Genomic DNA, 20,823 nt, shown 5'->3' with positions numbered 1-20,823 from the left:
GGAGGAAGAAAATTGGCGCTCCCGACAGGATTCGAACCTGTGACCTATCCCTTAGGAGGGGATCGCGCTATCCAGCTGTGCCACGGGAGCAGAGGAGATAGATGATACTCAATTCAATAAGTATCATCTAGTGCATTGATTATTAGCGGATAAGTTTGTGCATCACATCGCCAATCTGAATACTATTCGCAAGTTCAGGCTGGTCGACCGTCAGCTCCGCTTCGCCTTCGTAGACGCGAGAAACAGTAAGCGTAATATCAGTCTCAGTGACTTTATTACGCGGTAGACCGCGCTGGTCGATAAACGATCCGGTATGCCATAGTTGTAGCTTATCGCCTTCTTGCACACCATGCAGGCGACCTAAGTTCATGGTGATCACATCGCCCCATTTCGCAACGATTTCCGGCAAGGTAATTTTGCAAGAAACCTCAGATTCCAAATCGAGCATCACGTTACGGCTGACGCGCAGCATCATCTCGCCATAGGTTGATGCCCAAAAACGCGCGCTGCGGGTATCGACTTGGCTGGTTTTAGGAAATGGCCAACGGGCTACCTCACGGTAGTTGCGGGTGTAAACTTCCGCACCGGTTTTGCCATCGAATACTGTAAGCTCCATGGCAAATTGACGATTGATTATATCGTCTTTGAGTAGGTTTTGCTCAATGGTTGCCGTCAAGTCGGTGATGGTGCCGCCAACAATGTATTGAGCATCGGTGTCTTCAGCGATCATTTTTAGTCGCTCAGGGTAGCGTTTACTGATCTCAAAGTCGGTGGTGCCGACCGAAACAAAGCTGGTCGATTCTTGATCTAGCTGTCGGTTGATGACTTGGGCAAAGTCATCACCTAGGTTGTAGATTTGTCCCATTACCGCTTGCTGTGGTGAGGCGAGGTCAATATTGCCGACCAAAAAGGTCTTTTTGTATTGATCGACGTGGCAACCCGTTGCCGATGGGTAAATATCGATGCGAGCTTTAACAAACATGGTGTTTTTGTACGCTTTCTGCTCTTCTATCAAGATGTAGCGCACTTCATGGTTGGTAAATTGATATTCTTTACGCCCCTGTTCCAGTAATGGGCTTAAATTGGCAATACTGCCTATATCGGCGCCAGAAAAACTCACCGCTTTATAAATTGCGTCTTCTAGCGCGTGGATACGTGCTGCATCTTCAGAGGCGACAATGGTTGCCATCCCTGTAACCTCATACCATGCCGCGTGTGATACCCAAGGGGTCATGCTGAGCAAAATGGTTGAAAAGAGGCTGAAAATCGATTTTTTCATAATGTGTTACCAACTCGGTACAGTTTTTGCTTTGATTATCTTAGCGGATTTTGGCATTGGTTTTCTAAAAGTTTGCACAGTTAGAAAAGCAAAGAGCGTTCCACTTTTGAAAGAGAGATAGAAATGGAATGCAAATGCCTAAATGTATTGGAGATTAGAGAATGAAAAAATGGTTAGCGTTAGTGCCGGCGTTGTTTCTCACTGCCTGTGCCTACTCCCCAATTTATAACGGTAAAGAACCGTATCCGGGTAGCCAATTCCTGTTAATGGATAGCCCGCGTCATACCTTAGACTTTTTTGTTGAAAGTATGACGGAAGATCTAATGGTTTCGAACACCAGTGTGTCTGCACGCACGCCAATTGCGGTTACTTCGTTTGTTGACTTGCAAAATATGGATGCGACCAACTGGCTGGGTAACTCGGTATCAGAAGGCTTTATTCATCAGTTTCAACGTCGTGGATTCAAAGTGGTGGACTATAAGACCACTGGCAGTATCCAAGTGACACAACAAGGTGACTTTGCGTTTAGCCGTGACTGGAAAGACTTGGCAAAAGAGCAAGACATTCAATATGTGCTTACTGGCACAATGCTGCGCCAAGAGGGCGGTGTACTGGTTAATGCTCGTGTGGTTGGCATGCAATCACGTATTGTCGTTGCCTCTGCACAAGGCTTTTTGCCAGCAGATCGCATCGGTCGAGATTTAGATACGCTGAATAGCATTCGCACTCAAGACGGCGTGTTAATTCGCTCTGACCCGACTATTCGTCAACCTTACACCGTTATTTTGCGTCCTTAGGAGTTGAGATGAAAAAGTTATTGTTATTGATCGTCTCTATCGCGATGGTGGGCTGTCAGCCGTTGACGCAAATGCGTCCGGACGATTGGTTAACGGCGGTTGGCTATGCCAGCATCAGCGAACAAAAAGGGCGTGATGCGGAAGAGAAACAGGTCCGTGCTATGCGTGCATCTAAAATCGATGCGTATCGAGAGTTGGCAGAGCAGATCTACGGCATGCGCGTTAGCGGCAGAGCTGACCTTAAAGATCAGCGTCTTGGCACTGAACTGACCACAGGTGCGGTGGACGGCGTGATCCGCGGTGCAGAGGTTGTCAGTAGCTATAAAGTTGGTGATACCTATGTAACAGAGCTGCGTTTGGATATTCAGAAAATGAATAAGCTGCGTGACTATGGTGAAGTACAGCAAGTACCAGAAAAGCGCCAGCAAACTCTATTCTAAAGTGTGACACTCTAATCTCATTAACGAAAAAGCGGCAGTGATTGCCGCTTTTTGTTTATTTAAATTAAGCTTTCAGGTTGGTGCCGAGAGTAGAAACATTGCGCGTATGACCTTTGGCAGTGTAAGTCATGCCCATCTTTCCTTGGCTTTGCTTCATTAAATTATTGAGCTTATTAAAGCTGAGCTGCGCGCGTTGAAGCGCTATACCATTAATGTCGTTTAATTGCTGACATTCAGCAATTAGGGTGCGAATTTGTGCAACCATCTCACTTAACTCAGGATCGGTCTTCAGGCTTTCTACTTCTGGGTGTCGACCAATTCTCTCGTCAGTGGTGTGCAGCTGGGTAACGAGCGTATTTTTTTGCAGCGCGATTGATTCGATATCTTTGGAGATGCGCTGTGCAATAGCAACTTGCTCTTTCTTTAATAACTCAGAAAGATCATTGGCGTTTTTCAGTTGGAACTCAACCAAACCTTTTAAAGCTGCCATTTAACCCTCAACTACAATCCACCAAGTTCTTTTTCGAACTTGATCATGTTGTCGGCGAGTTTCTCAGGATCAACAGTGTAAGAGCCATTAGCAATCGCTTCTTTGATTGCGGCAACTTTCGCTTGGTCAAAGCTTGGCTGGCTGACCATTTGATTGTGCATCGCTCCAACCGCTTTGCCTGCTGAACTTAGTGAGACAGCATCTTGCGGTGTGGATGTCGTTTTTACCGACGCAGTATTAGTTGACGAAGAACTGTCGCCACTTCTTGCCGCGCTTCGGGTCGTCGTCGTGAGAGTCTGACCAGATCGTATATTATCGATACCTGCCATTTAGAAAGCCTTTTTATGAATAGAAAAACCTGTACTGAACATATCGGCAGAGCGGCACAGACCTTTAGCAATATTTCTCAATTGATTTTCTGGCGAAAATCGTTTGCCTCATTTCGCTAGAAAATAACCGTCACTTCGGATATATCGGTTACTTTGCCATCAATTATACGGCTTGATTTACTATTTTTCACTTTTATCTGCTCACCGTGGGATCCATCTGAAAGTGCCACACCTTTGGTGGTGATGGTCATGCCGGATTTGACGGCTTTGATAGTCACGACATCATTACGACAAACAACGCAAATATCTCTTTGCTCAATAATTTCGCCCGCTCTGAGGTTTTTCTTAACTTTTGCACCAATAACAGCATTTATTGTGGAAAATCCTTGCCGCCTTAAGCGTTGCAAGTCTACCATACTGGTGGTGACATCTTGAGCAGTGATGATTTGACCACGATTGAGTGGACCAATGAGCGAGACTTGCGGACCGGTTCGAGTTAATCTTACTGGAAGGTAGAGGCGCCAGTTATCTGGAACACACTCAACCAGTACCGTGATATTGCTGGCAGTCGATTTGGTGGATTTGGATGAAACAGTGAGCTCACTCGGGCAATCTGTGGCAAACACTCGGCTGTCAATATTTGCCGCTTGCGCCTCAAGAGATCCCCCGATGGGTTGTTCGACATTGTCTATTATGTACTGTTCTGCCGCTGCTTGAATGTGCTGAATTTGCTCTGGCGTGGCAGACAACGATGAAAAACTAAAGAATAATAACGAACCGCCGATAAATTTTGATATTTTATCGAGATGTAAATTAAAACGGGTTGTGGAAATTGTAGAAAAGTATGATTTAAAATACATCATGCGGTTTCTCTGGTTTCATGACCTGCGACTAGATTACCACTTTTTTACTTGAAAGTTTGAAATGGAGATGAGCTTATGACGGGTATTCTTGATTCTGTGAATCAGCGTACACAACTCGTCGGTCAAAACCGATTGGAACTATTGACTTTCCGCTTAATGGGACGTCAACGTTATGGTATTAACGTGTTCAAGGTTAAAGAAGTTCTTCAATGCCCTAAGCTTACTTCAATGCCAAACCTTCACCCTCTCGTTAAGGGGGTGGCACACATCCGTGGCCATACTGTTTCGGTTATTGATTTGAGTCTAGCGATTGGCGGAAGACCAACAACAGACGTCGATAAAGCGTTTGTTGTTATTGCTGAATTTAACCGCACTATCCAAGCCTTTTTGGTGACTTCTGTAGAGCGCATTATTAACATGCACTGGGAAGCTATTTTGCCGCCGCCAGAAGGTTCAGGCAAAGCGCATTACCTCACAGCGGTAACCAATATCGACAACGAGCTAGTTGAAATCCTTGATGTTGAGAAAATCCTGGCTGAAATTGCGCCGGTAGATGAAACGATGGATAGCAATATCGGTCAAGAGATTGAACAAGCTCAAACGGATAAGCCAGTAGTGCGTCGAATTCTTATTGCGGATGACTCAACGGTGGCACGTAAGCAAGTTGAGCGCGCGATCACTTCGATTGGTTTTGAAGTGGTGTCAGTTAAAGACGGTAAAGAAGCGTATGAAAAGCTGCTAGAGATGGCGGCGCAAGGTAGCATCTATGAACAAATTTCTTTGGTGATTTCAGACATTGAAATGCCAGAGATGGATGGCTACACCCTGACGGCAGAAATACGTCGCCATGCTGATCTAAAAGATCTGTATGTGATCCTTCACTCATCGTTGAGTGGCGTCTTTAACCAAGCGATGGTTGAGCGGGTTGGTGCAAATGCATTTATCGCCAAGTTCAATCCAGATGAACTTGGTAATGCAGTGAAGACTGCACTAATAAAATAAAAGAGAACTTAATGACAGCGATTACAATAAGCGATCAAGAGTATCGTGATTTTAGCCGTTTTTTAGAATCTCAGTGCGGTATAGTGCTGGGAGATAGTAAGCAGTACTTAGTTAGAAGTCGTTTAAGCCCATTAGTCGTAAAGTTTAAGTTAGCATCTATCTCAGATCTGTTGCGTGATGTGATTTCGGGTCGTAACCGAGAATTGCGCATTGCCGCGGTTGATGCCATGACCACCAACGAAACACTTTGGTTCCGTGATGGTTATCCGTTTACCGTGCTGGCAGATAAAATTTTGCCAGAGTTGGCGGAAAACAAGCGACCAATTAAAATTTGGTCTGCGGCGAGTTCATCTGGTCAAGAGCCGTACTCAATGGCGATGACCATTTTAGAAACTCAGCAGCGCAAGCCTGGTATGTTGCCTAGTGTGTCTATCACAGCAACGGACATCTCGACCAGCATGCTCGATATGTGCCGCGCGGGTGTATACGACAACTTGGCTCTTGGTCGTGGTCTATCGCCAGAACGTCGCCGTGCCTTTTTTGAAGATGCTGGCGATGGTCGCATGAAAATCAAAGATACAGCAAAACGTTTGGTTAACTTCCGTCCGCAAAACCTGATGGACAGCTATGCGTTACTGGGTAAATTTGATGTAATTTTTTGCCGTAACGTACTGATTTATTTCTCACCAGAGATGAAATCAAAAGTACTCAACCAAATGGCGAACAGCTTAAATCCAGGTGGTTACCTACTGTTGGGCGCGTCAGAGTCATTGACGGGTTTAACTGATCGCTTTGAGATGGTTCGTTGTAATCCTGGCATTATCTACAAGCTGAAGTAGCAGCGCTCACCTGCTATTCCACTTTCTAAGCTCGGCATCTGCCGGGCTTTTTTGTTTCTGCTATTTATTCAGCATATACTCAAGAAGACATTCCAAAGTCCAATTCGAGTGGTCAATCTAATCAAAGTTGGCGCACTTATTGCTCACAACAAGCTTGATAAGGTGAAATTGTTTTGCTGTCTTTTAAATGTGGTACGCAATTTGCTTTATCTATTGGTAATAACGGTCAGTTCTTTTAGTAGAGGTACACATGGCTATTTCTTTTGACAAGGCTTTAGGCATTCACCAACACACGGTGGGTGTACGTGAGCGCAATGCTGAGGTGATTTCTACCAACATCGCGCAATCAAATACGCCGGGTTATAAAGCAAAAGGCATGGACTTTAAAAAGGCATTGCAAGCGGCAAGTTCGGAGGCAAGTATTGGTCTTAGCCGTACCGATGGTCGGCATATTCCTGCCTCTACTCAGGTGACTGGTGAAGTACTTTATCGTCTTCCCACTCAACCAGACACCGGTGATGGCAATACGGTCGATGTGGATTTAGAGCGTAACTTGTTTATGCAAAATCAAATCAGACACCAAGCATCACTCGACTTCTTAGGAAGTAAATTCAAGAACTTAACCAAAGCACTTAAAGGGGAATAATTAGATGAGCTTATTTAACGTATTCAATGTAACAGGTTCTGCAATGAGCGCTGAATCCGTTCGTCTAAATACAACCTCAAGCAACCTGGCAAACGCAGACAGTATCTCTAGTTCAGCTAAAGATACCTACAAAGCGCGCCATGCGGTGTTTGGTGCTGAGTTAAGTAAGGCAAAGTATGGTCGTGACCACACAGTGCCGGTGAAAGTGTTAGGTATTGTAGAAAGTGATAAACCGCTTAACGCGGAGTACAACCCAGACCATCCTTTGGCAAATAACGAAGGCTACATTTACAAGCCAAACGTTAATGTCATGGAAGAAATGGCTAACATGATTTCTGCTTCTCGCTCATACCAAACCAATGTGCAATTAGCAGATGCCAGTAAACAAATGCTGCTGCGTACGCTGCAGATGGGTCAATAGGGATAGGAGGTAACGTATGGCCGGTATTAATAACGTTGGTCAAAGCGGCTTGTCCTATGTTGACCAGCTTAAAGCCCTTCAAGAGCAAAAAAAGCCTGACGAGACAACAGGTAAACAGGATCTTAAACAAGAAGACTTTTTATCTCTGCTCACCAAGCAACTTGCTCAACAGGACCCTTTTAAGCCGGTTGGCAACGACCAGATGATTGCGCAAATGGCTTCATTTGCCACCGTTGATGGCATTGGCAAGATGAATAATCAGTTCGAAACACTGAACACGTCAATGACTTCAAACCAAGCACTGCAGGCGTCGACTCTGGTGGGACGTGATGTCCTTGTTCCAGGAGCTGCAGGTGTTAAGCAAGACGGCAAAACAATGGCTGCTATGGTTAAGCTGCCACAAAACGTGGACAACGTGTTTGTTCGTGTTGAGAACGAGATGGGGCAACTGGTCCGTACGTTCGAAGTGGGCGCGAAACCTGCCGGTGATAACCGTGTTGTTTGGGACGGAAAAGATGAAAACGGTAATCCATTGCCGGCTGGCAAGTACAAGATGAAAGCATCTGGCTTGCTAGAGGGGGAGAGCAAGGAGTTTGAGGTATCGACATACGCAAACGTAAACAGTGTTCTTCTTGGTAAAGGTGATGGCAACGTACTGCTCAATCTGGCTGGCTTTGAGTCGCCAGTTCGACTTGCTGAAGTACTAGAAGTAGGCAAAGCGTAACAACGCGAGCTAGATAGGAGAATTTGGAATGTCTTATATTGCATTAAGTGGGCTATCAGCCGCTCAGTTAGATCTGAATACAACCAGTAACAACATAGCCAACGCGAACACTTTTGGTTTTAAAGAGTCTCGTGCGGAGTTTGGTGATGTTTACTCAAACTCATTGTTTACCAACGCTAAGACAGCTCCAGGTCAAGGTGTTCAAGCAAACAAGGTAGCGCAACAGTTCCACGAGGGTTCAAGTGTTTACACTAATAACCCGTTGGACTTACGCGTTGCCGGCACAGGCTTTTTTGCGGTAGCTAAAGAGCGTCTTATTCCTCAGCAGAACGAGCTAACTCGTAACGGTGCGTTCCACCTGAACAAAGATAACTATATGGTAACTTCTAACGAAGAATACCTATTGGGTTATCAAGTGAATCAGGAAACGGGTGATGTATTGTCTTATGAGCCAACGCCGATAAACATTCCAGCTGAGTTTGGTAAACCAAAGCAGACAGCCAATATTGAAGTTGGGGTTAACTTACCAGCCAACGGTGATTTGAAAGACCCTGCGCTGTTTGATTATACCGATCCAGAAACATATAACCGTTCAACATCGTCGACCATTTATGACTCAATGGGTCAATCTTACAAGATGACTACGTACTACTTGAAAGATCAGACCCAACCGAATACTTGGCAGACGTACTACACAGTGACAGACAAAGCGGGTGAAAAACCAGTTAACATTACCGGTGGTGATGCAACAACGCCTACTGGTCATATCGGTCACACCATGAGATTTAATAACGATGGTACATTGGCGAGTTTAAACAACGGCAATAACATCGTGACAGATCCGATTGGTACGGGTGCGAACCCGGTAGAAATGAACGGCGCAGATGTTAACCAGACGCTTTCGTTTGGTCTTGATGCTGCTACTCAATTTGCGGCACCTTTCGAGTTAACCAAATTTGACGAAGATGGTGCAACAACAGGCTTCCTAACCAAGATCGATTTCGATGAAACCGGTAGTGTGTTAGGCACTTACTCAAATGGCGAAAACGTAACGCTTGGTCGTGTGGCTTTGGTTCGTGTTGCTAATGAGCAAGGTCTGGACAAAAAAGGTGGCACTCAGTGGGACTCAACACAGTTCTCTGGTGACAAAATCTGGGGTGAGTCGAACAAAGGTTCATTCGGTACCATCAATAACGGTACACTTGAGCAGTCAAACATTGATATGACTCAAGAGCTGGTGGACCTAATTTCAGCTCAACGTAACTTCCAAGCTAACTCTCGTTCGCTTGAAGTTCACAACCAGCTGCAACAGAACATCTTGCAGATCCGCTAATTCTCCTTACGCGGTCTCAGTAATCATCTGAATGGCAACTTGGCGGCAAAGCTAAGTTGCCATGATTGCCATTTTATCGGCACTTTTCTGTTATCACTGTGAAATCTAACAGTGCTCTTCATCTTATCTTTCTGATAAATAATAAAAAATATTATTGGCATAACAATTGCTTTATTTGCTGTGAATAGTGATTTTTGGAGCAAATAATGGATCGTTCTCTGTTTTTAGCCATGAGCGGCGCCAAGCAAAATATGCAGGCATTGCAGCTCAGAGCGAACAACTTAGCAAACGTCGGTACCACGGGTTTCCGTGCTGATTTGGCGCAAGCTCGTTCTATGCAAGCATACGGTGATGGTTTACCTACCCGTGTATTTAGCATGACAGAACGTCCAGGGCACAACTTCCAACAAGGCAGCGTGATCACCACGGGTCGAGACTTGGATGTCACTGTTCAAGGTGATGGTTGGATTTCAGTTATGGATAAAACCGGCAAAGAAGGTTTGACGCGTAACGGCAATCTTCAAATTGATGCTACCGGCCTTTTGGTCAGCGGTAACGGCAACTTGGTGATGGGTGAGGCGGGAACGCCAATCACAGTACCCATTCCAGTCAGCAAGGTTGAGATCGGCAATGATGGGACGATTTCAGTCGTTCCACAAGGTGCACCAGCCGATGCGATGGAAGTTGTTGACCGCATCAAATTGGTTCGTATCGATAACCCATCACTATTCAAAGATGCAAACGGCTTGTTTCGAGCAAAAGATCCTAATACCGCCTATCAAGCTGATGCGGCAGTAAAACTGCTCACAGGCGCAATCGAAGGAAGTAACGTCAACGCTGTCGGTGAAATGACCGCACTGATTGACTTACAACGCCAATTTGAAATGCAAGTCAAAATGATGAGTACAGCGGAAGAGATGGACAAAGCCTCTGAGTCGCTACTTCGTTCGAGCTAATAGATTTTAGGAGAGAGTTATGCATCCAGCACTATGGGTAAGTAAGACTGGCTTAGATGCCCAGCAAACCAATATTTCAACGATTTCAAATAACTTAGCTAACGCATCGACCATAGGTTATAAAAAAAGCCGCGCGGTTTTTGAAGATTTGTTTTACCAGAATATTAACCAAGCGGGTGGTCAGTCATCGCAAAATACTGAGTTGCCGAGTGGTTTAATGCTTGGTGCAGGCTCAAAGGTTGTGGCAACCCAAAAGGTACACACTAACGGTAATGCACAGACAACGACTAACGCGCTCGATATGATGGTTGAAGGCGATGGTTTCTTCCAGATCCTAATGCCTGATGGCAACATCGGTTATAGCCGCAATGGTCAATTTACGGTCAACGACGAAGGCGTGATCGTAACCTCAGGCGCTGGCTATGCGCTTGAACCTGAGATTGCCATCCCAGAAGATGCGGTCGGCATTACCATCGGCACTGATGGTGAAGTGTCAGTACGTTTACGTGGTCAGCAAGATAACCAAGTTGTCGGTCAGATCACGACGGTAGACTTTATCAACCCAGGCGGTCTTGAGCCAATTGGTCAAAACCTTTACTTACCGACAGGTGCCAGTGGTGACCCACAAGAAGGTGTACCGGGTTTAGATGGCTTTGGTCAGATCCGCCAATCGATGTTGGAAACCTCGAACGTTAACGTAACGGAAGAGTTGGTGAATATGATTGAAGCACAGCGCGTTTACGAGATGAACTCAAAAGTGATCTCGGCAGTTGATAAGATGATGAGCTTCGTCAACCAGCAACTTTAATTCATGGAGATCGGTAACATGCAGCGTTTTCTTCCTCTTGCTTTATTGGCGTTGTTATCTGGCTGTTCAATGATGCAGCCACCAGTTGATACGCCAGATGTGGTGCAAGGCACGACCACAGTAGATGCTGTGGAAGGCGACAAGTCAGATGATGATAGCTCAGGGATCATTGATACTCTGCGTGGACGTACCGATCCGGTGGCAGGTGATCCAGCTTGGGCACCAATTCACCCGAAACATCAGCCAGAGCATTACGCGGCAGAAACGGGTTCGCTGTTTAATACCGCAAGCACGACCAGTTTATACGACGATTCGAAGCCGCATGGCATCGGTGACATTATTACTGTAACCCTAGATGAAAGCACTAAAGCGGCAAAAAGCGCAGATGCGGATCTATCGAAAAATAATGCGGCAAGTATGGACCCACTGGAAGTAGGTGGGCAGCAGTTGACCGTGGGTGACTATAACTTCTCCTACAATCTTGCCAATGACAATAAGTTCAGTGGCAGCTCTGCAGCAAACCAAAGCAACAGTTTGTCCGGTTCAATCACAGTAGAAGTGATTGAAGTACTGGCGAATGGCAACTTAGTCATTCGCGGCGAGAAGTGGTTAACCTTAAACACCGGGGATGAATATATTCGCCTCAGTGGTACGATTCGTCCAGAAGACATTACCTACGATAACACCATTGCTTCTACTCGTGTTTCGAATGCTCGCATCCGCTATTCAGGCACGGGTACCCAACAAGATATGCAAGAACCAGGATTCTTGGCACGATTCTTCAATGTATCTCTGTAACAGAATCTAAAGACGATGTTTTGACATCGTCTTACCGTTACACAGGTCGCCCCATGAAAAAAGCTCTACTCCTAGTTACCAGTTTGATGTTGTTTGTCACTTCGGCTCATGCTGCGCGTATCAAAGATGTCGCACAAGTTGCTGGAGTACGTAGCAACCAATTGGTGGGTTATGGTTTGGTTACCGGTTTGCCAGGTACAGGCGAATCGACACCGTTTACCGACCAGAGCTTTAATGCCATGTTGCAAAACTTCGGCATTCAATTGCCACCGGGCACGAAACCTAAAACTAAAAACGTTGCCGCAGTTATTGTCACGGCAGAATTGCCGGCTTTTTCTAAACAAGGGCAAAGCATTGATGTTACGGTTTCATCGATAGGCTCAGCAAAAAGTTTGCGTGGTGGTACTTTGATGCAAACGATGCTCAAAGGTCTCGATGGACAGATCTACGCGGTCGCGCAAGGTAACTTGGTGGTGAGTGGTTTTAGTGCCTCTGGTGCTGACGGCTCGAAGATTGTCGGCAATAACCCGACTGCTGGTATGATCTCCAACGGTGCGATGGTTGAGCGAGAAATCCCTACCCCATTTAGTCGCGGCGACTTTATCACTTTCAACTTACTTGAATCTGATTTTACCACGGCTCAGCGCATGGCGGATGCGGTAAACAATTTCCTTGGTCCACAAATGGCGCAAGCGATCGACGCCACCTCGGTGAAGGTTCGTGCACCGCGTGATACCAGCCAGCGTGTTGCCTTCCTTTCGGCAATTGAAAACCTAGAATTTAATCCAGCCGAAGGTTCGGCAAAAATCATTGTTAACTCACGCACGGGTACTATCGTGGTGGGTAAACATGTGCGCTTGAAACCAGCGGCTGTGACGCATGGTGGCATGACCGTGGCGATCAAAGAAAACCTGAATGTCAGCCAACCAAATCCATTTGGCGGTGGTGATACGGTGGTAGTGCCAGATTCCGATATTGAAGTGACTGAAGAGCAAGGCAAGATGTTCAAGTTTGAGCCGGGGCTAACCTTGGATGATTTGGTTCGAGCGGTCAATGAAGTGGGCGCAGCGCCATCGGATTTAATGGCAATCTTGCAAGCACTGAAACAAGCGGGTGCGATTGAAGGTCAACTGATCATTATCTAAGGAAAGCGCATGATTAATAACGGCAATGACATCGGCTTTATTCACGATATCGCAGGGTTAGACAAGCTTCGTCAACAAGCGGTTAAAGGCGATGAAGCAAGCGAGAAAGAAGCATTAAGCGCAGCTGCGAAGCAGTTCGAAGCGATCTTTACCAACATGTTGTTTAAGTCGATGCGTGATGCCAATGCGACTTTTGAGTCAGGTTTGATGGACAGCCAAAACCAACAGTTTTATCGCCAAATGCTGGATGATCAAATGTCGAGTGAGCTGAGTGCCTCTGGCTCACTTGGTTTAGCGGATATGATTGTTGCTCAGTTAAGTACTGGCTCGATTGAAAACCAAAATGCCAACGCGCACAGTGACAACTTCGAGCAATTGATGGAAAAAGTCGACCGTGCGCGTCACGCCCAAGCAGAGCGTGAATTAAATGGTCAGTTGAATGCTGCACCGGTTCAGCCACAAGTGGCTGATATTTCACCTGCGCAAAGCCAGCCAAATCGTTTTGATACACCAGAATCATTTGTTAGCTCAATGAAGCCATACGCAGAGAAAGCGGCAAGAGCCCTTGGTGTGGATTCGTCACTGTTGTTGGCTCAAGCGGCACTTGAAACCGGGTGGGGGCAAAAGATGGTTGCGAATACCCGAGGTAGTAGCAACAATTTATTCAACATTAAAGCAGATAAGAGTTGGTCTGGTGACAAAGTGGCAACGCAAACCTTGGAATACCACCAAGGTGTGCCAGTACAAGAAAAGGCGGCTTTCCGTGCCTACCAAGATTATGAGCAAAGCTTTAATGATTATGTGCGTTTTCTCAATGAAAATCCGCGTTACACTTTGGCTCTTCGTCATGACGGCAATAACGAGCAATTTATTCGCGGTATCCACCAAGCGGGTTATGCGACTGACCCACAATACGCCGATAAAGTATTGCGAGTGAAGGAAAAAATTGACCAAATGTAAAAAGTCACCTTCGGGTGATTTTTTACATCTAAGAATATAGATTTAAGAACGCTCAGCAGAAGCCTCACTTTGAGAAGTGGCGCGACTTTCAAATTTACGACTTAGTTTTACTATTGGTTAAAGAACCTCCGCTCTTTGCTCTTACCTCTCAGTTCTCAGTTATCAGTTATCAGTTCTTCAATCCAGCTACGCTGGATGCCTTTCTTTCTTGGCACATTAATTGCTTTTAACCTATAAGTTACTCAGCAAATGCTGATTTTATAAGGTTTTCGGGGGCAGTATGGCGTCGGATCTTCTGGGTTTAGGTACACAGAGTGTATTAACCGCTCAGAGACAACTCAACACTACGGGTCATAACATTTCCAATGTAAATACAGAGGGCTACAGCCGCCAATCTGTCATTCAAGGAACCAATGACCCGCGCCAATTCGGTGGACAAACCTATGGTATGGGCGTGCATGTGGACAATGTTCGCCGCTCATGGGATCAGTTTGCCGTTAACGAGTTGAACATTTCGACGACTAACTTTGCCAACCGTCACGATAACGAAGAAGACTTACATATTTTAAGTGGTCTACTGTCGTCAGTCGCTTCGCAAAAAATTCCAGAAAATATGAATGGCTGGTTTGATGCGGTGAAATCGCTGGCTGATAGTCCTAATGATATGGGCTCACGTAAAGTGGTGCTGGAAAAAGCTTGGTTTATCTCCCAGAACCTAAATGATTTGCACGAATCTATTCGTCGTCAGGGTGATGTGGCAAACAAAAAGCTCGAAATGGGCGTTGAGCGCATTAACCAATTGGGTACCGAATTACGCGACATCAACCGTATGATGATGCGCAACCCAGGCCCACATAACGATTTGATGGATACGCACGAAAAACTGGTTGCTGAGCTTTCAGAATACACCAAGGTAACGGTCACTCCGCGTTCAAACCGCGAAGGTTTTAACGTGCATATCGGCAATGGTCACACACTGGTTTCAGGTTCAGAGGCGAGTACTTTGACCTTGATTGATGGTGTACCAGATGCCAAAGAGCGCCGTCTAGCAATGATTGAAGGACAGGGCATCAAAGCGATTACCAGTAATGACATCGACGGAAAAATCGGTGCCATGCTTAATATGCGCGATGAGAAAATTCCCTATCTGATGGATGAACTCGGCAAGATGGCAATTGGCTTTGCAAATGCCGTTAACTATCTGCAAACCCAAGGTCTCGACCTTAAGGGCAATGTCGGTGACAACATGTTTACCGATGTTAACTCAGCTGCTGCGGTAAAATCTCGCGTGGTTGCTGGGTCTAACTCGCAAGCCGATCTTGAAGTTTTCATCGATGATATTAAACCGCTAAAAACCGGTCAATACACATTGCAATACGATGGTAGCGATTACTTTGTGACGAAACCGGGTGGGCAGCGTGAAGCGGCAACCATGGAAAACAATGCCGTGGTGGTCGATGGTCTACGGATTAAGATCAATCAAGATCTTGCCAGCGGTGAGCGGGTCTATATTCGCCCAACTCGACATGGAGCCGGTGAAATTAAGCTAGCTCTTGATGATGCGACAAAAATTGCCGCTCAAAGCTATGAAGCATCGACAACCCTTGCCCAAGGTACGGCAGAGTTCGAAATCAAAACGGCTGGCGCACTTAAAGAGTTTGAAGTGATTGTTTCTCCAGATGGTACGCAGTTCGCGGTGACGGATACTAAAGGTAATGTGCTACTACAGCCACAACCTTATCCGCCAACAGATGAAGTAACGGTGCAAGGAACTAGCTTTACCTTAACCGAAGGGGCTAGACCGGGCGATAAATTTACGGCAAACCTTGTACCGTCAGAAGGCGGCAACGGCAACTTACGTAAGATGCTGTTTTTACAAACGGATAAACACTTAAATAATGGCGAATCGACCGTTATTGATATCTACCATGATTTGAACACCAATATGGGGTTGAAGCTTTCAACCGCATCTAAGCTGACCGATATCTCTCGCGTTGAGAAAGAAGCAGCGCAAGAGCGTGTTGCCACAGTGTCAGGAGTGAACCTTGATGAAGAAGCGGCAAACATGATGAAGTTTCAACAAGCGTACATGGCCTCATCCCGCGTTATGCAAGCGGCAAATGAGACCTTTGATACCATCTTGGCGCTAAGGTAGGGAGAGTTAAATGTTAAATCGAATTTCTAGCTTTCATAACTACCAGTCGGTACAAAATGATTTACGCCGTCAAGAGAACAAGGTGCATCACAACCAAGCGCAATTAGCGTCAGGTAAAAAGCTGATTGAGCCAAGTGATGACCCTTTGGCAACGCACTATATTCAGAACATTAGCCAACAATCTGAACAGCTTAAACAGTATGTGAATTCGATTGTTTTATCGCGTAACCGCCTTGAGCACCATGAGGTGATAGTTTCCAATGCCGAAGCGTATATCGATGAAGGGAAGCGCACGGTGATGGAAATGATTAACGGTTCCCTTTCACCGGAAGACCGTTTGGCGAAACAGCGCGAAATCGAAGAGCTGTTTGATAACCTGCTGACATTGGGCAACACCCAAGATGAGTCTGGTAACTATGTCTTTGCGGGTACGAAGCCGAAAGTACAACCGTTCTTTCGCGATAAAGTCGGCAATGTGACTTATGCAGGCGATGATTATCAACGCAAGATGCGTATTTCGAACGGCTTAGAAATCCCGGTTAATGATCCTGGCAACAAGATGTTTATGGAGATCAGTAATCCGCTTGGTGATTATGATCCGAAATATCAATTGAAAGACGGTTCTGAGCTGCTTTTAGAGCGTGCGATGAATTTGGATTCAACAGATGACGCGACATACAGAGTTACGTTCGTCGACATGCCTGATGGTAAGTATGGCTATCAGCTTGAGAAGAACGGCAGTGTGGTTAAAGCGGATGAGTTTGATCCCAATAAAGGCATCCAGTTCGATGAACTTTCGATTCAAGTGAAAGGGCAAATTACTAAAGGTGACAGCATTGAGCTTGAACCTGGTAAAACCTTTAGCATGTTCGATACCTTTAAGCGTGCACGTGATTTGTCTGAGGGTTCAGTATCCGATGCCTCAAACACCGCAGAGTTACATCAGGTGACGCAAGAGTTTCACGCAGCATTTATCCACTTGAACAAAGCGCGCTCAGATCTTGGTGCTCGTCTAAGTACATTGGATACCCAAGAGCAGCAACATGAAGATTTTCGCCTAACGTTGGCAAAATCGAAAAGTACCTTTGAAGATCTTGATTACGCCTCGGCAGTGATTGAGTTCAACGAGAATACCCGCGCGCTACAGGCTTCTCAGCAAGCTTTTGGCAAGGCGAAAGACTTAACCTTGTTCAATTACATTTAAGCCTTATGAGCTAAGCCATAAGCGCAGTAATGAGCAAAATATGATGTCACTTTGAGCCAAATTTAAGTTGGTGGCAAGCAAGTGGCAATCAGGCGGCAAAATAGCCAGCGCAGTAGAAATAAGCGGCAACAGCAAACAGTATAGATAAAGTTCACTTGCTTAACTTGCTGTAATTTAAAGGAATAAAAAATATTTCCCTATAAATTAAAGTTGGCACGCTAATTGAATTGTTTTCTGCATAGGTTTAAAACAGGTTTTTAAGTTGGGTTTTACCCGCTTAGCAATAGTTTACGGTCAGTACTTCCAAATGAGATTAAGCTGGCCGCTTCGCAAGTAATTGCGAACTCACTAGGAGTGCAAGTTATGACCATTAACGTAAATACTAACGTGTCGGCGATGACCGCTCAACGTTACCTAACCAAGTCGACTGATGAACTGAACACCTCGATGGAACGTCTATCGTCGGGTAAAAAGATCAACAGTGCTAAAGATGATGCTGCTGGTCTACAGATTTCTAACCGTCTAACAGCGCAATCTCGTGGTTTAGATGTAGCGATGCGCAATGCCAACGATGGTATTTCGATTGCACAGACCGCTGAAGGTGCGATGGAAGAGTCGACTAGTATTCTGCAACGTATCCGCGATCTATCACTACAATCTGCCAACGGTACCAACTCTGAATCTGAGCGCGAAGCGATCAATGAGGAAGTTGCGGCTCTGCAAGATGAGCTTAACCGTATTGCTGAGACAACCTCTTTTGGTGGTCGTAAGCTACTAAATGGTCAGTTTGGTGAAGCTTCTTTCCAAATCGGTGCCAGCTCGGGTGAAGCGATGATTATGGGCTTAACCAGTATTCGCGCTGACGACTTCCGCATGGGCGGTAACAGCTTTGTTGGTACCCAAGGTAAAGGTGCGGATTGGGGCGTAGAAGCAGGTAAGTCAGATCTAACGATTAAATTCACCACTCAAGAAGGTGAAGTGGTTGATTTAGCTATCAACGCTAAAGTTGGTGACGATATTGAAGAACTTGCGACTTACCTAAACGGTCAATCACCAAAGATTAAGACATCGGTTGATGAAAACGGTCAATTGCAAGTATTTGTCGCAGAGCGTCACTTACAAGGCAATATGGAATTCGGTGGTAACTTGGCAAGCGAACTAGGCTTGGCAAGTGGTCCTGGCACTCCGACGACTGTACAAAACATTGATGTAACTACCGTTGGTGGCGCACAAAACGCGGTTGGTATTGTGGATGCAGCACTGAAATACGTTGACTCACAGCGCGCTGACCTTGGTGCGAAACAAAACCGTCTAAGTCATAGCATTAATAACTTGGCAAACATCCAAGAAAACGTAGCGGCATCAAATAGCCGTATCCGTGATACAGATTTTGCTAAAGAAACAACGGCGATGACCAAAGCACAAATTCTGCAACAAGCTGGTACTTCTATTCTGGCTCAAGCGAAACAGTTGCCTAACTCTGCAATGACATTATTGCAGTAACAGCAAATTTTCCTACTTACAGTTAGCCCAGACGTGGGGTAGGTAGGAAGTTTGCGGCAAACATAAGTAAATCGAGTGGTGAGGTTCTCTCTCAAACCTGCCTCAACATGAAGTTTGCTTGTGTCATGGAAGCCAAGCTGTGATCATTTCTCTCGATCTCCACATTGGCAACCTCCATAGCCCCGGTTCTCTCAAAGGATGGGGCTTTTCTTTTGTCTAAAATTTGCCTCAGGTGTTGTTGCACACCAAATCCCGCTTTACATTTCAGTAACTTAAAAAACTTTAATTTTTTTTCTAGCCTTTTAGATATCGCTCACCAATTTGCGAATAAATAGCAAAAATCGCCTAATTTTTACCGTTTGCTCTAAAGTTAATCAATTCAACGTCGCTATTAAGGGTACTTTGAGAGAACTTTTGGTTTGCCGAGACGTCGGAAACCGTTCGGAACTTCCGCAGTAACGGAAATCAATAGGAGATACACCATGGCGGTGAATGTAAATACAAACGTGTCAGCAATGACAGCACAACGTTACTTAAATAGTGCAACTGGCGCTCAGCAAACCTCAATGGAGCGTTTGGCTTCAGGTTCTAAGATCAACAGCGCCAAAGATGACGCAGCAGGTCTGCAAATTTCGAACCGTTTAAATGTTCAGAGCCGTGGTCTTGATGTAGCGGTACGCAACGCTAATGATGGTATCTCAATTGCTCAAACTGCTGAAGGCGCAATGAATGAGACCACCAACATTCTACAACGTATGCGTGATCTGTCATTGCAATCAGCTAACGGTTCAAACTCGAAATCTGAGCGAGTAGCGATTCAAGAAGAAGTTACAGCACTTAATGATGAGTTAAACCGAATTGCAGAAACGACCTCTTTTGGTGGCAACAAACTGCTTAATGGCACATTCACGACTAAATCAATGCAAATTGGCGCTGATAACGGTGAAGCGGTGATGCTAACTCTAGAGAATATGCGTAGTGATAACACGCGTATGGGTGGCAACACTTATGTAGCTGGTACGGCGAAAGATCCGGGTTGGGAAGTGAAATCAGACGCAAATGATCTCGCGATTACTGTGACTGATAAGCTGAGCGGTGAAGCGCAAACTATCAATATTACTGCTAAAGCGGGCGATGATATTGAAGAGCTAGCGACTTACATCAATGGTCAAACAGATATGCTTACTGCGTCTGTGAGCGATGATGGCAAGCTGCAAGTCTTCACCGACAACAATACTGTTGAAGGTGCTGCGACTTTCGCTGGCGGTCTAGCGAGTGAACTAAACTTTGGTGAAGCCAAAGCGAAGACAGTTGATACGATTGACGTAACATCAGTAGCGGGTGCTCAAGAGTCTGTTGCTATTGTCGATGCAGCGCTGAAATTTGTTGATAGTCATCGTGCGGAGCTGGGTGCATTCCAAAACCGTTTTGAGCACGCAATTAGCAACCTAGACAACATCAATGAGAATGTGAATGCGTCGAAGAGCCGCATTAAAGATACAGATTTTGCTAAAGAGACAACAGAACTGACCAAGGCGCAGATCTTGAGTCAGGCATCAAGCTCTGTACTTGCTCAGGCAAAACAAGCTCCAAACTCAGCTCTTGGTCTACTAGGCTAAGTTAGTGATAGATTATCAAACCAGCCTGCGGGCTGGTTTTTTTATGCCTCTAGATCGAGCTATAACTAAGCCAAATTGCAGAGAGTTGTATTAGGGATAACAACAGTAGGGAAAGGGCAGAGCAATGATTCAGCGGGTTGCTGGGGGATAAAAACACAAAACCCAGCATTAAGCTGGGTTTGATGTTTATGGTGCGGAAAGAGAGACTTGAACTCTCACACCTTGCGGCGCCAGAACCTAAATCTGGTGCGTCTACCAATTCCGCCATTTCCGCATRTTATGTATTCAYAYCGCTAAYTGGTAAAAGCCATATGAAGTTGTAGTGGCAGGTTACTTAGAACCGAGCCAGGGACAATAGATGAGGCATCAAAAGATGTTATCCACTGAACCTATAAATAATGGCAGGTCTACCTGGATTCGAACCAGGGAATGGCGGCATCAAAAGCCGCTGCCTTACCGCTTGGCGATAGACCTACAGGTGCTCAATAAAGAGGCTTATATTCTTATTTTAG

At 45.5% G+C, this 20,823-nt stretch carries 21 protein-coding genes and 3 tRNA genes; 17 read left to right on the top strand and 7 right to left on the bottom strand.

The annotated features are described in order from the left end of the window. Positions 1 to 13: 13 nt before the first annotated feature. Both DPF93_RS19350 and DPF93_RS19345 read right to left on the bottom strand, forming a co-directional pair. Positions 14 to 90, bottom strand: a tRNA-Arg gene (locus DPF93_RS19350). A 52-nt stretch (positions 91 to 142) separates the two neighbouring features. After that, complete coding sequence (locus DPF93_RS19345) at positions 143 to 1,279, bottom strand: flagellar assembly protein FlgT (RefSeq protein WP_114767684.1); 1,137 nt, start codon at positions 1,277 to 1,279, stop codon at positions 143 to 145. Positions 1,280 to 1,440: 161 nt separating this feature from the next. Here DPF93_RS19345 and DPF93_RS19340 point away from each other — a divergent pair, with 161 nt between their 5' ends. Both DPF93_RS19340 and flgP read left to right on the top strand, forming a co-directional pair. Next, complete coding sequence (locus tag DPF93_RS19340; protein ID WP_114767683.1) at positions 1,441 to 2,076, top strand: FlgO family outer membrane protein; 636 nt, start codon at positions 1,441 to 1,443, stop codon at positions 2,074 to 2,076. 8 nt (positions 2,077 to 2,084) lie between these two features. After that, positions 2,085 to 2,516, top strand: a complete 432-nt coding sequence (gene flgP, locus DPF93_RS19335; RefSeq protein WP_114767682.1) for a flagellar assembly lipoprotein FlgP — start codon at positions 2,085 to 2,087, stop codon at positions 2,514 to 2,516. Between the two features lie 64 nt (positions 2,517 to 2,580). Here the strand turns inward: flgP and DPF93_RS19330 are convergent, their stop codons facing one another. The 3 genes from DPF93_RS19330 to flgA form a co-directional block, all read right to left on the bottom strand. Further along, positions 2,581 to 3,006 carry a flagella synthesis protein FlgN gene (locus DPF93_RS19330; protein ID WP_114767681.1) on the bottom strand — a complete coding sequence of 142 codons (426 nt, stop codon included), beginning with the start codon at positions 3,004 to 3,006 and terminating at the stop codon, positions 2,581 to 2,583. Positions 3,007 to 3,017: 11 nt separating this feature from the next. Further along, positions 3,018 to 3,335 carry a flagellar biosynthesis anti-sigma factor FlgM gene (gene flgM / locus DPF93_RS19325; RefSeq protein WP_114767680.1) on the bottom strand — a complete coding sequence of 106 codons (318 nt, stop codon included), beginning with the start codon at positions 3,333 to 3,335 and terminating at the stop codon, positions 3,018 to 3,020. Between the two features lie 116 nt (positions 3,336 to 3,451). After that, positions 3,452 to 4,198 carry a flagellar basal body P-ring formation chaperone FlgA gene (flgA, locus tag DPF93_RS19320; RefSeq protein ID WP_114767679.1) on the bottom strand — a complete coding sequence of 249 codons (747 nt, stop codon included), beginning with the start codon at positions 4,196 to 4,198 and terminating at the stop codon, positions 3,452 to 3,454. A gap of 75 nt (positions 4,199 to 4,273) precedes the next feature. Here flgA and DPF93_RS19315 point away from each other — a divergent pair, with 75 nt between their 5' ends. From DPF93_RS19315 to DPF93_RS19245, 15 genes are all read left to right on the top strand, one after another. After that, positions 4,274 to 5,200, top strand: coding sequence for a chemotaxis protein CheV (locus DPF93_RS19315; protein ID WP_114767678.1), 927 nt, complete (start codon positions 4,274 to 4,276; stop codon positions 5,198 to 5,200). 11 nt (positions 5,201 to 5,211) lie between these two features. Continuing rightward, a complete protein-coding gene (locus tag DPF93_RS19310) occupies positions 5,212 to 6,039 on the top strand; it encodes a protein-glutamate O-methyltransferase (RefSeq protein ID WP_114767677.1) in 828 nt (275 codons plus the stop codon). A gap of 250 nt (positions 6,040 to 6,289) precedes the next feature. Then, positions 6,290 to 6,685: a flagellar basal body rod protein FlgB gene (gene flgB / locus DPF93_RS19305; RefSeq protein WP_114767676.1), complete on the top strand. Its 396-nt coding sequence runs from the start codon at positions 6,290 to 6,292 to the stop codon at positions 6,683 to 6,685. A 4-nt stretch (positions 6,686 to 6,689) separates the two neighbouring features. Continuing rightward, on the top strand, positions 6,690 to 7,106 hold the full coding sequence (flgC, locus tag DPF93_RS19300; RefSeq protein ID WP_114767675.1) for a flagellar basal body rod protein FlgC: 417 nt from the start codon (positions 6,690 to 6,692) through the stop codon (positions 7,104 to 7,106). 16 nt (positions 7,107 to 7,122) lie between these two features. Then, on the top strand, positions 7,123 to 7,830 hold the full coding sequence (flgD, locus tag DPF93_RS19295; protein ID WP_114767674.1) for a flagellar hook assembly protein FlgD: 708 nt from the start codon (positions 7,123 to 7,125) through the stop codon (positions 7,828 to 7,830). 28 nt (positions 7,831 to 7,858) lie between these two features. Then, complete coding sequence (flgE, locus tag DPF93_RS19290; protein WP_114767673.1) at positions 7,859 to 9,163, top strand: flagellar hook protein FlgE; 1,305 nt, start codon at positions 7,859 to 7,861, stop codon at positions 9,161 to 9,163. A gap of 206 nt (positions 9,164 to 9,369) precedes the next feature. Next, positions 9,370 to 10,119: a flagellar basal-body rod protein FlgF gene (gene flgF, locus DPF93_RS19285; protein WP_114767672.1), complete on the top strand. Its 750-nt coding sequence runs from the start codon at positions 9,370 to 9,372 to the stop codon at positions 10,117 to 10,119. Between the two features lie 19 nt (positions 10,120 to 10,138). Further along, entirely contained in the window at positions 10,139 to 10,927 is a 789-nt protein-coding gene (flgG, locus tag DPF93_RS19280) for a flagellar basal-body rod protein FlgG (protein ID WP_114767671.1), read from the top strand. A gap of 18 nt (positions 10,928 to 10,945) precedes the next feature. Continuing rightward, positions 10,946 to 11,725 carry a flagellar basal body L-ring protein FlgH gene (flgH, locus tag DPF93_RS19275; RefSeq protein ID WP_114767670.1) on the top strand — a complete coding sequence of 260 codons (780 nt, stop codon included), beginning with the start codon at positions 10,946 to 10,948 and terminating at the stop codon, positions 11,723 to 11,725. A gap of 53 nt (positions 11,726 to 11,778) precedes the next feature. Beyond that, positions 11,779 to 12,870 (top strand): flagellar basal body P-ring protein FlgI, encoded by a 1,092-nt coding sequence (locus DPF93_RS19270; protein WP_114767669.1) that lies wholly within the window; start codon positions 11,779 to 11,781, stop codon positions 12,868 to 12,870. Positions 12,871 to 12,879: 9 nt separating this feature from the next. Next, complete coding sequence (gene flgJ, locus DPF93_RS19265) at positions 12,880 to 13,830, top strand: flagellar assembly peptidoglycan hydrolase FlgJ (RefSeq protein WP_114767668.1); 951 nt, start codon at positions 12,880 to 12,882, stop codon at positions 13,828 to 13,830. Positions 13,831 to 14,110: 280 nt separating this feature from the next. Next, positions 14,111 to 15,985: a flagellar hook-associated protein FlgK gene (gene flgK, locus DPF93_RS19260; protein WP_114767667.1), complete on the top strand. Its 1,875-nt coding sequence runs from the start codon at positions 14,111 to 14,113 to the stop codon at positions 15,983 to 15,985. Between the two features lie 10 nt (positions 15,986 to 15,995). Next, complete coding sequence (gene flgL, locus DPF93_RS19255; RefSeq protein ID WP_114767666.1) at positions 15,996 to 17,189, top strand: flagellar hook-associated protein FlgL; 1,194 nt, start codon at positions 15,996 to 15,998, stop codon at positions 17,187 to 17,189. Between the two features lie 363 nt (positions 17,190 to 17,552). Beyond that, positions 17,553 to 18,692: a flagellin gene (locus DPF93_RS19250; protein WP_114767665.1), complete on the top strand. Its 1,140-nt coding sequence runs from the start codon at positions 17,553 to 17,555 to the stop codon at positions 18,690 to 18,692. Positions 18,693 to 19,174: 482 nt separating this feature from the next. Next, entirely contained in the window at positions 19,175 to 20,311 is a 1,137-nt protein-coding gene (locus DPF93_RS19245) for a flagellin (protein WP_114767664.1), read from the top strand. A 189-nt stretch (positions 20,312 to 20,500) separates the two neighbouring features. Here the strand turns inward: DPF93_RS19245 and DPF93_RS19240 are convergent. Next, positions 20,501 to 20,585: transfer RNA gene (locus DPF93_RS19240), tRNA-Leu, on the bottom strand. 125 nt (positions 20,586 to 20,710) lie between these two features. Then, positions 20,711 to 20,785: transfer RNA gene (locus DPF93_RS19235), tRNA-Gln, on the bottom strand. Positions 20,786 to 20,823: the final 38 nt, after the last annotated feature.

This window comes from Vibrio rhodolitus, from assembly GCF_003350325.1.
GTDB classification, from domain to species: domain Bacteria; phylum Pseudomonadota; class Gammaproteobacteria; order Enterobacterales; family Vibrionaceae; genus Vibrio; species Vibrio rhodolitus.
The sequence above is the reverse complement of the archived record's forward strand: the minus strand, read 5'-3'. Positions and strand labels throughout refer to the sequence as shown.

Coding starts and splice junctions, on each gene's coding strand:
- DPF93_RS19345 (WP_114767684.1), bottom strand. CDS start 1,279: ATGAAAAAATCGATTTTCAGCCTCTTTTCAACCATTTTGCTCAGCATG.
- DPF93_RS19340 (WP_114767683.1), top strand. CDS start 1,441: ATGAAAAAATGGTTAGCGTTAGTGCCGGCGTTGTTTCTCACTGCCTGT.
- flgP (WP_114767682.1), top strand. CDS start 2,085: ATGAAAAAGTTATTGTTATTGATCGTCTCTATCGCGATGGTGGGCTGT.
- DPF93_RS19330 (WP_114767681.1), bottom strand. CDS start 3,006: ATGGCAGCTTTAAAAGGTTTGGTTGAGTTCCAACTGAAAAACGCCAAT.
- flgM (WP_114767680.1), bottom strand. CDS start 3,335: ATGGCAGGTATCGATAATATACGATCTGGTCAGACTCTCACGACGACG.
- flgA (WP_114767679.1), bottom strand. CDS start 4,198: ATGATGTATTTTAAATCATACTTTTCTACAATTTCCACAACCCGTTTT.
- DPF93_RS19315 (WP_114767678.1), top strand. CDS start 4,274: ATGACGGGTATTCTTGATTCTGTGAATCAGCGTACACAACTCGTCGGT.
- DPF93_RS19310 (WP_114767677.1), top strand. CDS start 5,212: ATGACAGCGATTACAATAAGCGATCAAGAGTATCGTGATTTTAGCCGT.
- flgB (WP_114767676.1), top strand. CDS start 6,290: ATGGCTATTTCTTTTGACAAGGCTTTAGGCATTCACCAACACACGGTG.
- flgC (WP_114767675.1), top strand. CDS start 6,690: ATGAGCTTATTTAACGTATTCAATGTAACAGGTTCTGCAATGAGCGCT.
- flgD (WP_114767674.1), top strand. CDS start 7,123: ATGGCCGGTATTAATAACGTTGGTCAAAGCGGCTTGTCCTATGTTGAC.
- flgE (WP_114767673.1), top strand. CDS start 7,859: ATGTCTTATATTGCATTAAGTGGGCTATCAGCCGCTCAGTTAGATCTG.
- flgF (WP_114767672.1), top strand. CDS start 9,370: ATGGATCGTTCTCTGTTTTTAGCCATGAGCGGCGCCAAGCAAAATATG.
- flgG (WP_114767671.1), top strand. CDS start 10,139: ATGCATCCAGCACTATGGGTAAGTAAGACTGGCTTAGATGCCCAGCAA.
- flgH (WP_114767670.1), top strand. CDS start 10,946: ATGCAGCGTTTTCTTCCTCTTGCTTTATTGGCGTTGTTATCTGGCTGT.
- DPF93_RS19270 (WP_114767669.1), top strand. CDS start 11,779: ATGAAAAAAGCTCTACTCCTAGTTACCAGTTTGATGTTGTTTGTCACT.
- flgJ (WP_114767668.1), top strand. CDS start 12,880: ATGATTAATAACGGCAATGACATCGGCTTTATTCACGATATCGCAGGG.
- flgK (WP_114767667.1), top strand. CDS start 14,111: ATGGCGTCGGATCTTCTGGGTTTAGGTACACAGAGTGTATTAACCGCT.
- flgL (WP_114767666.1), top strand. CDS start 15,996: ATGTTAAATCGAATTTCTAGCTTTCATAACTACCAGTCGGTACAAAAT.
- DPF93_RS19250 (WP_114767665.1), top strand. CDS start 17,553: ATGACCATTAACGTAAATACTAACGTGTCGGCGATGACCGCTCAACGT.
- DPF93_RS19245 (WP_114767664.1), top strand. CDS start 19,175: ATGGCGGTGAATGTAAATACAAACGTGTCAGCAATGACAGCACAACGT.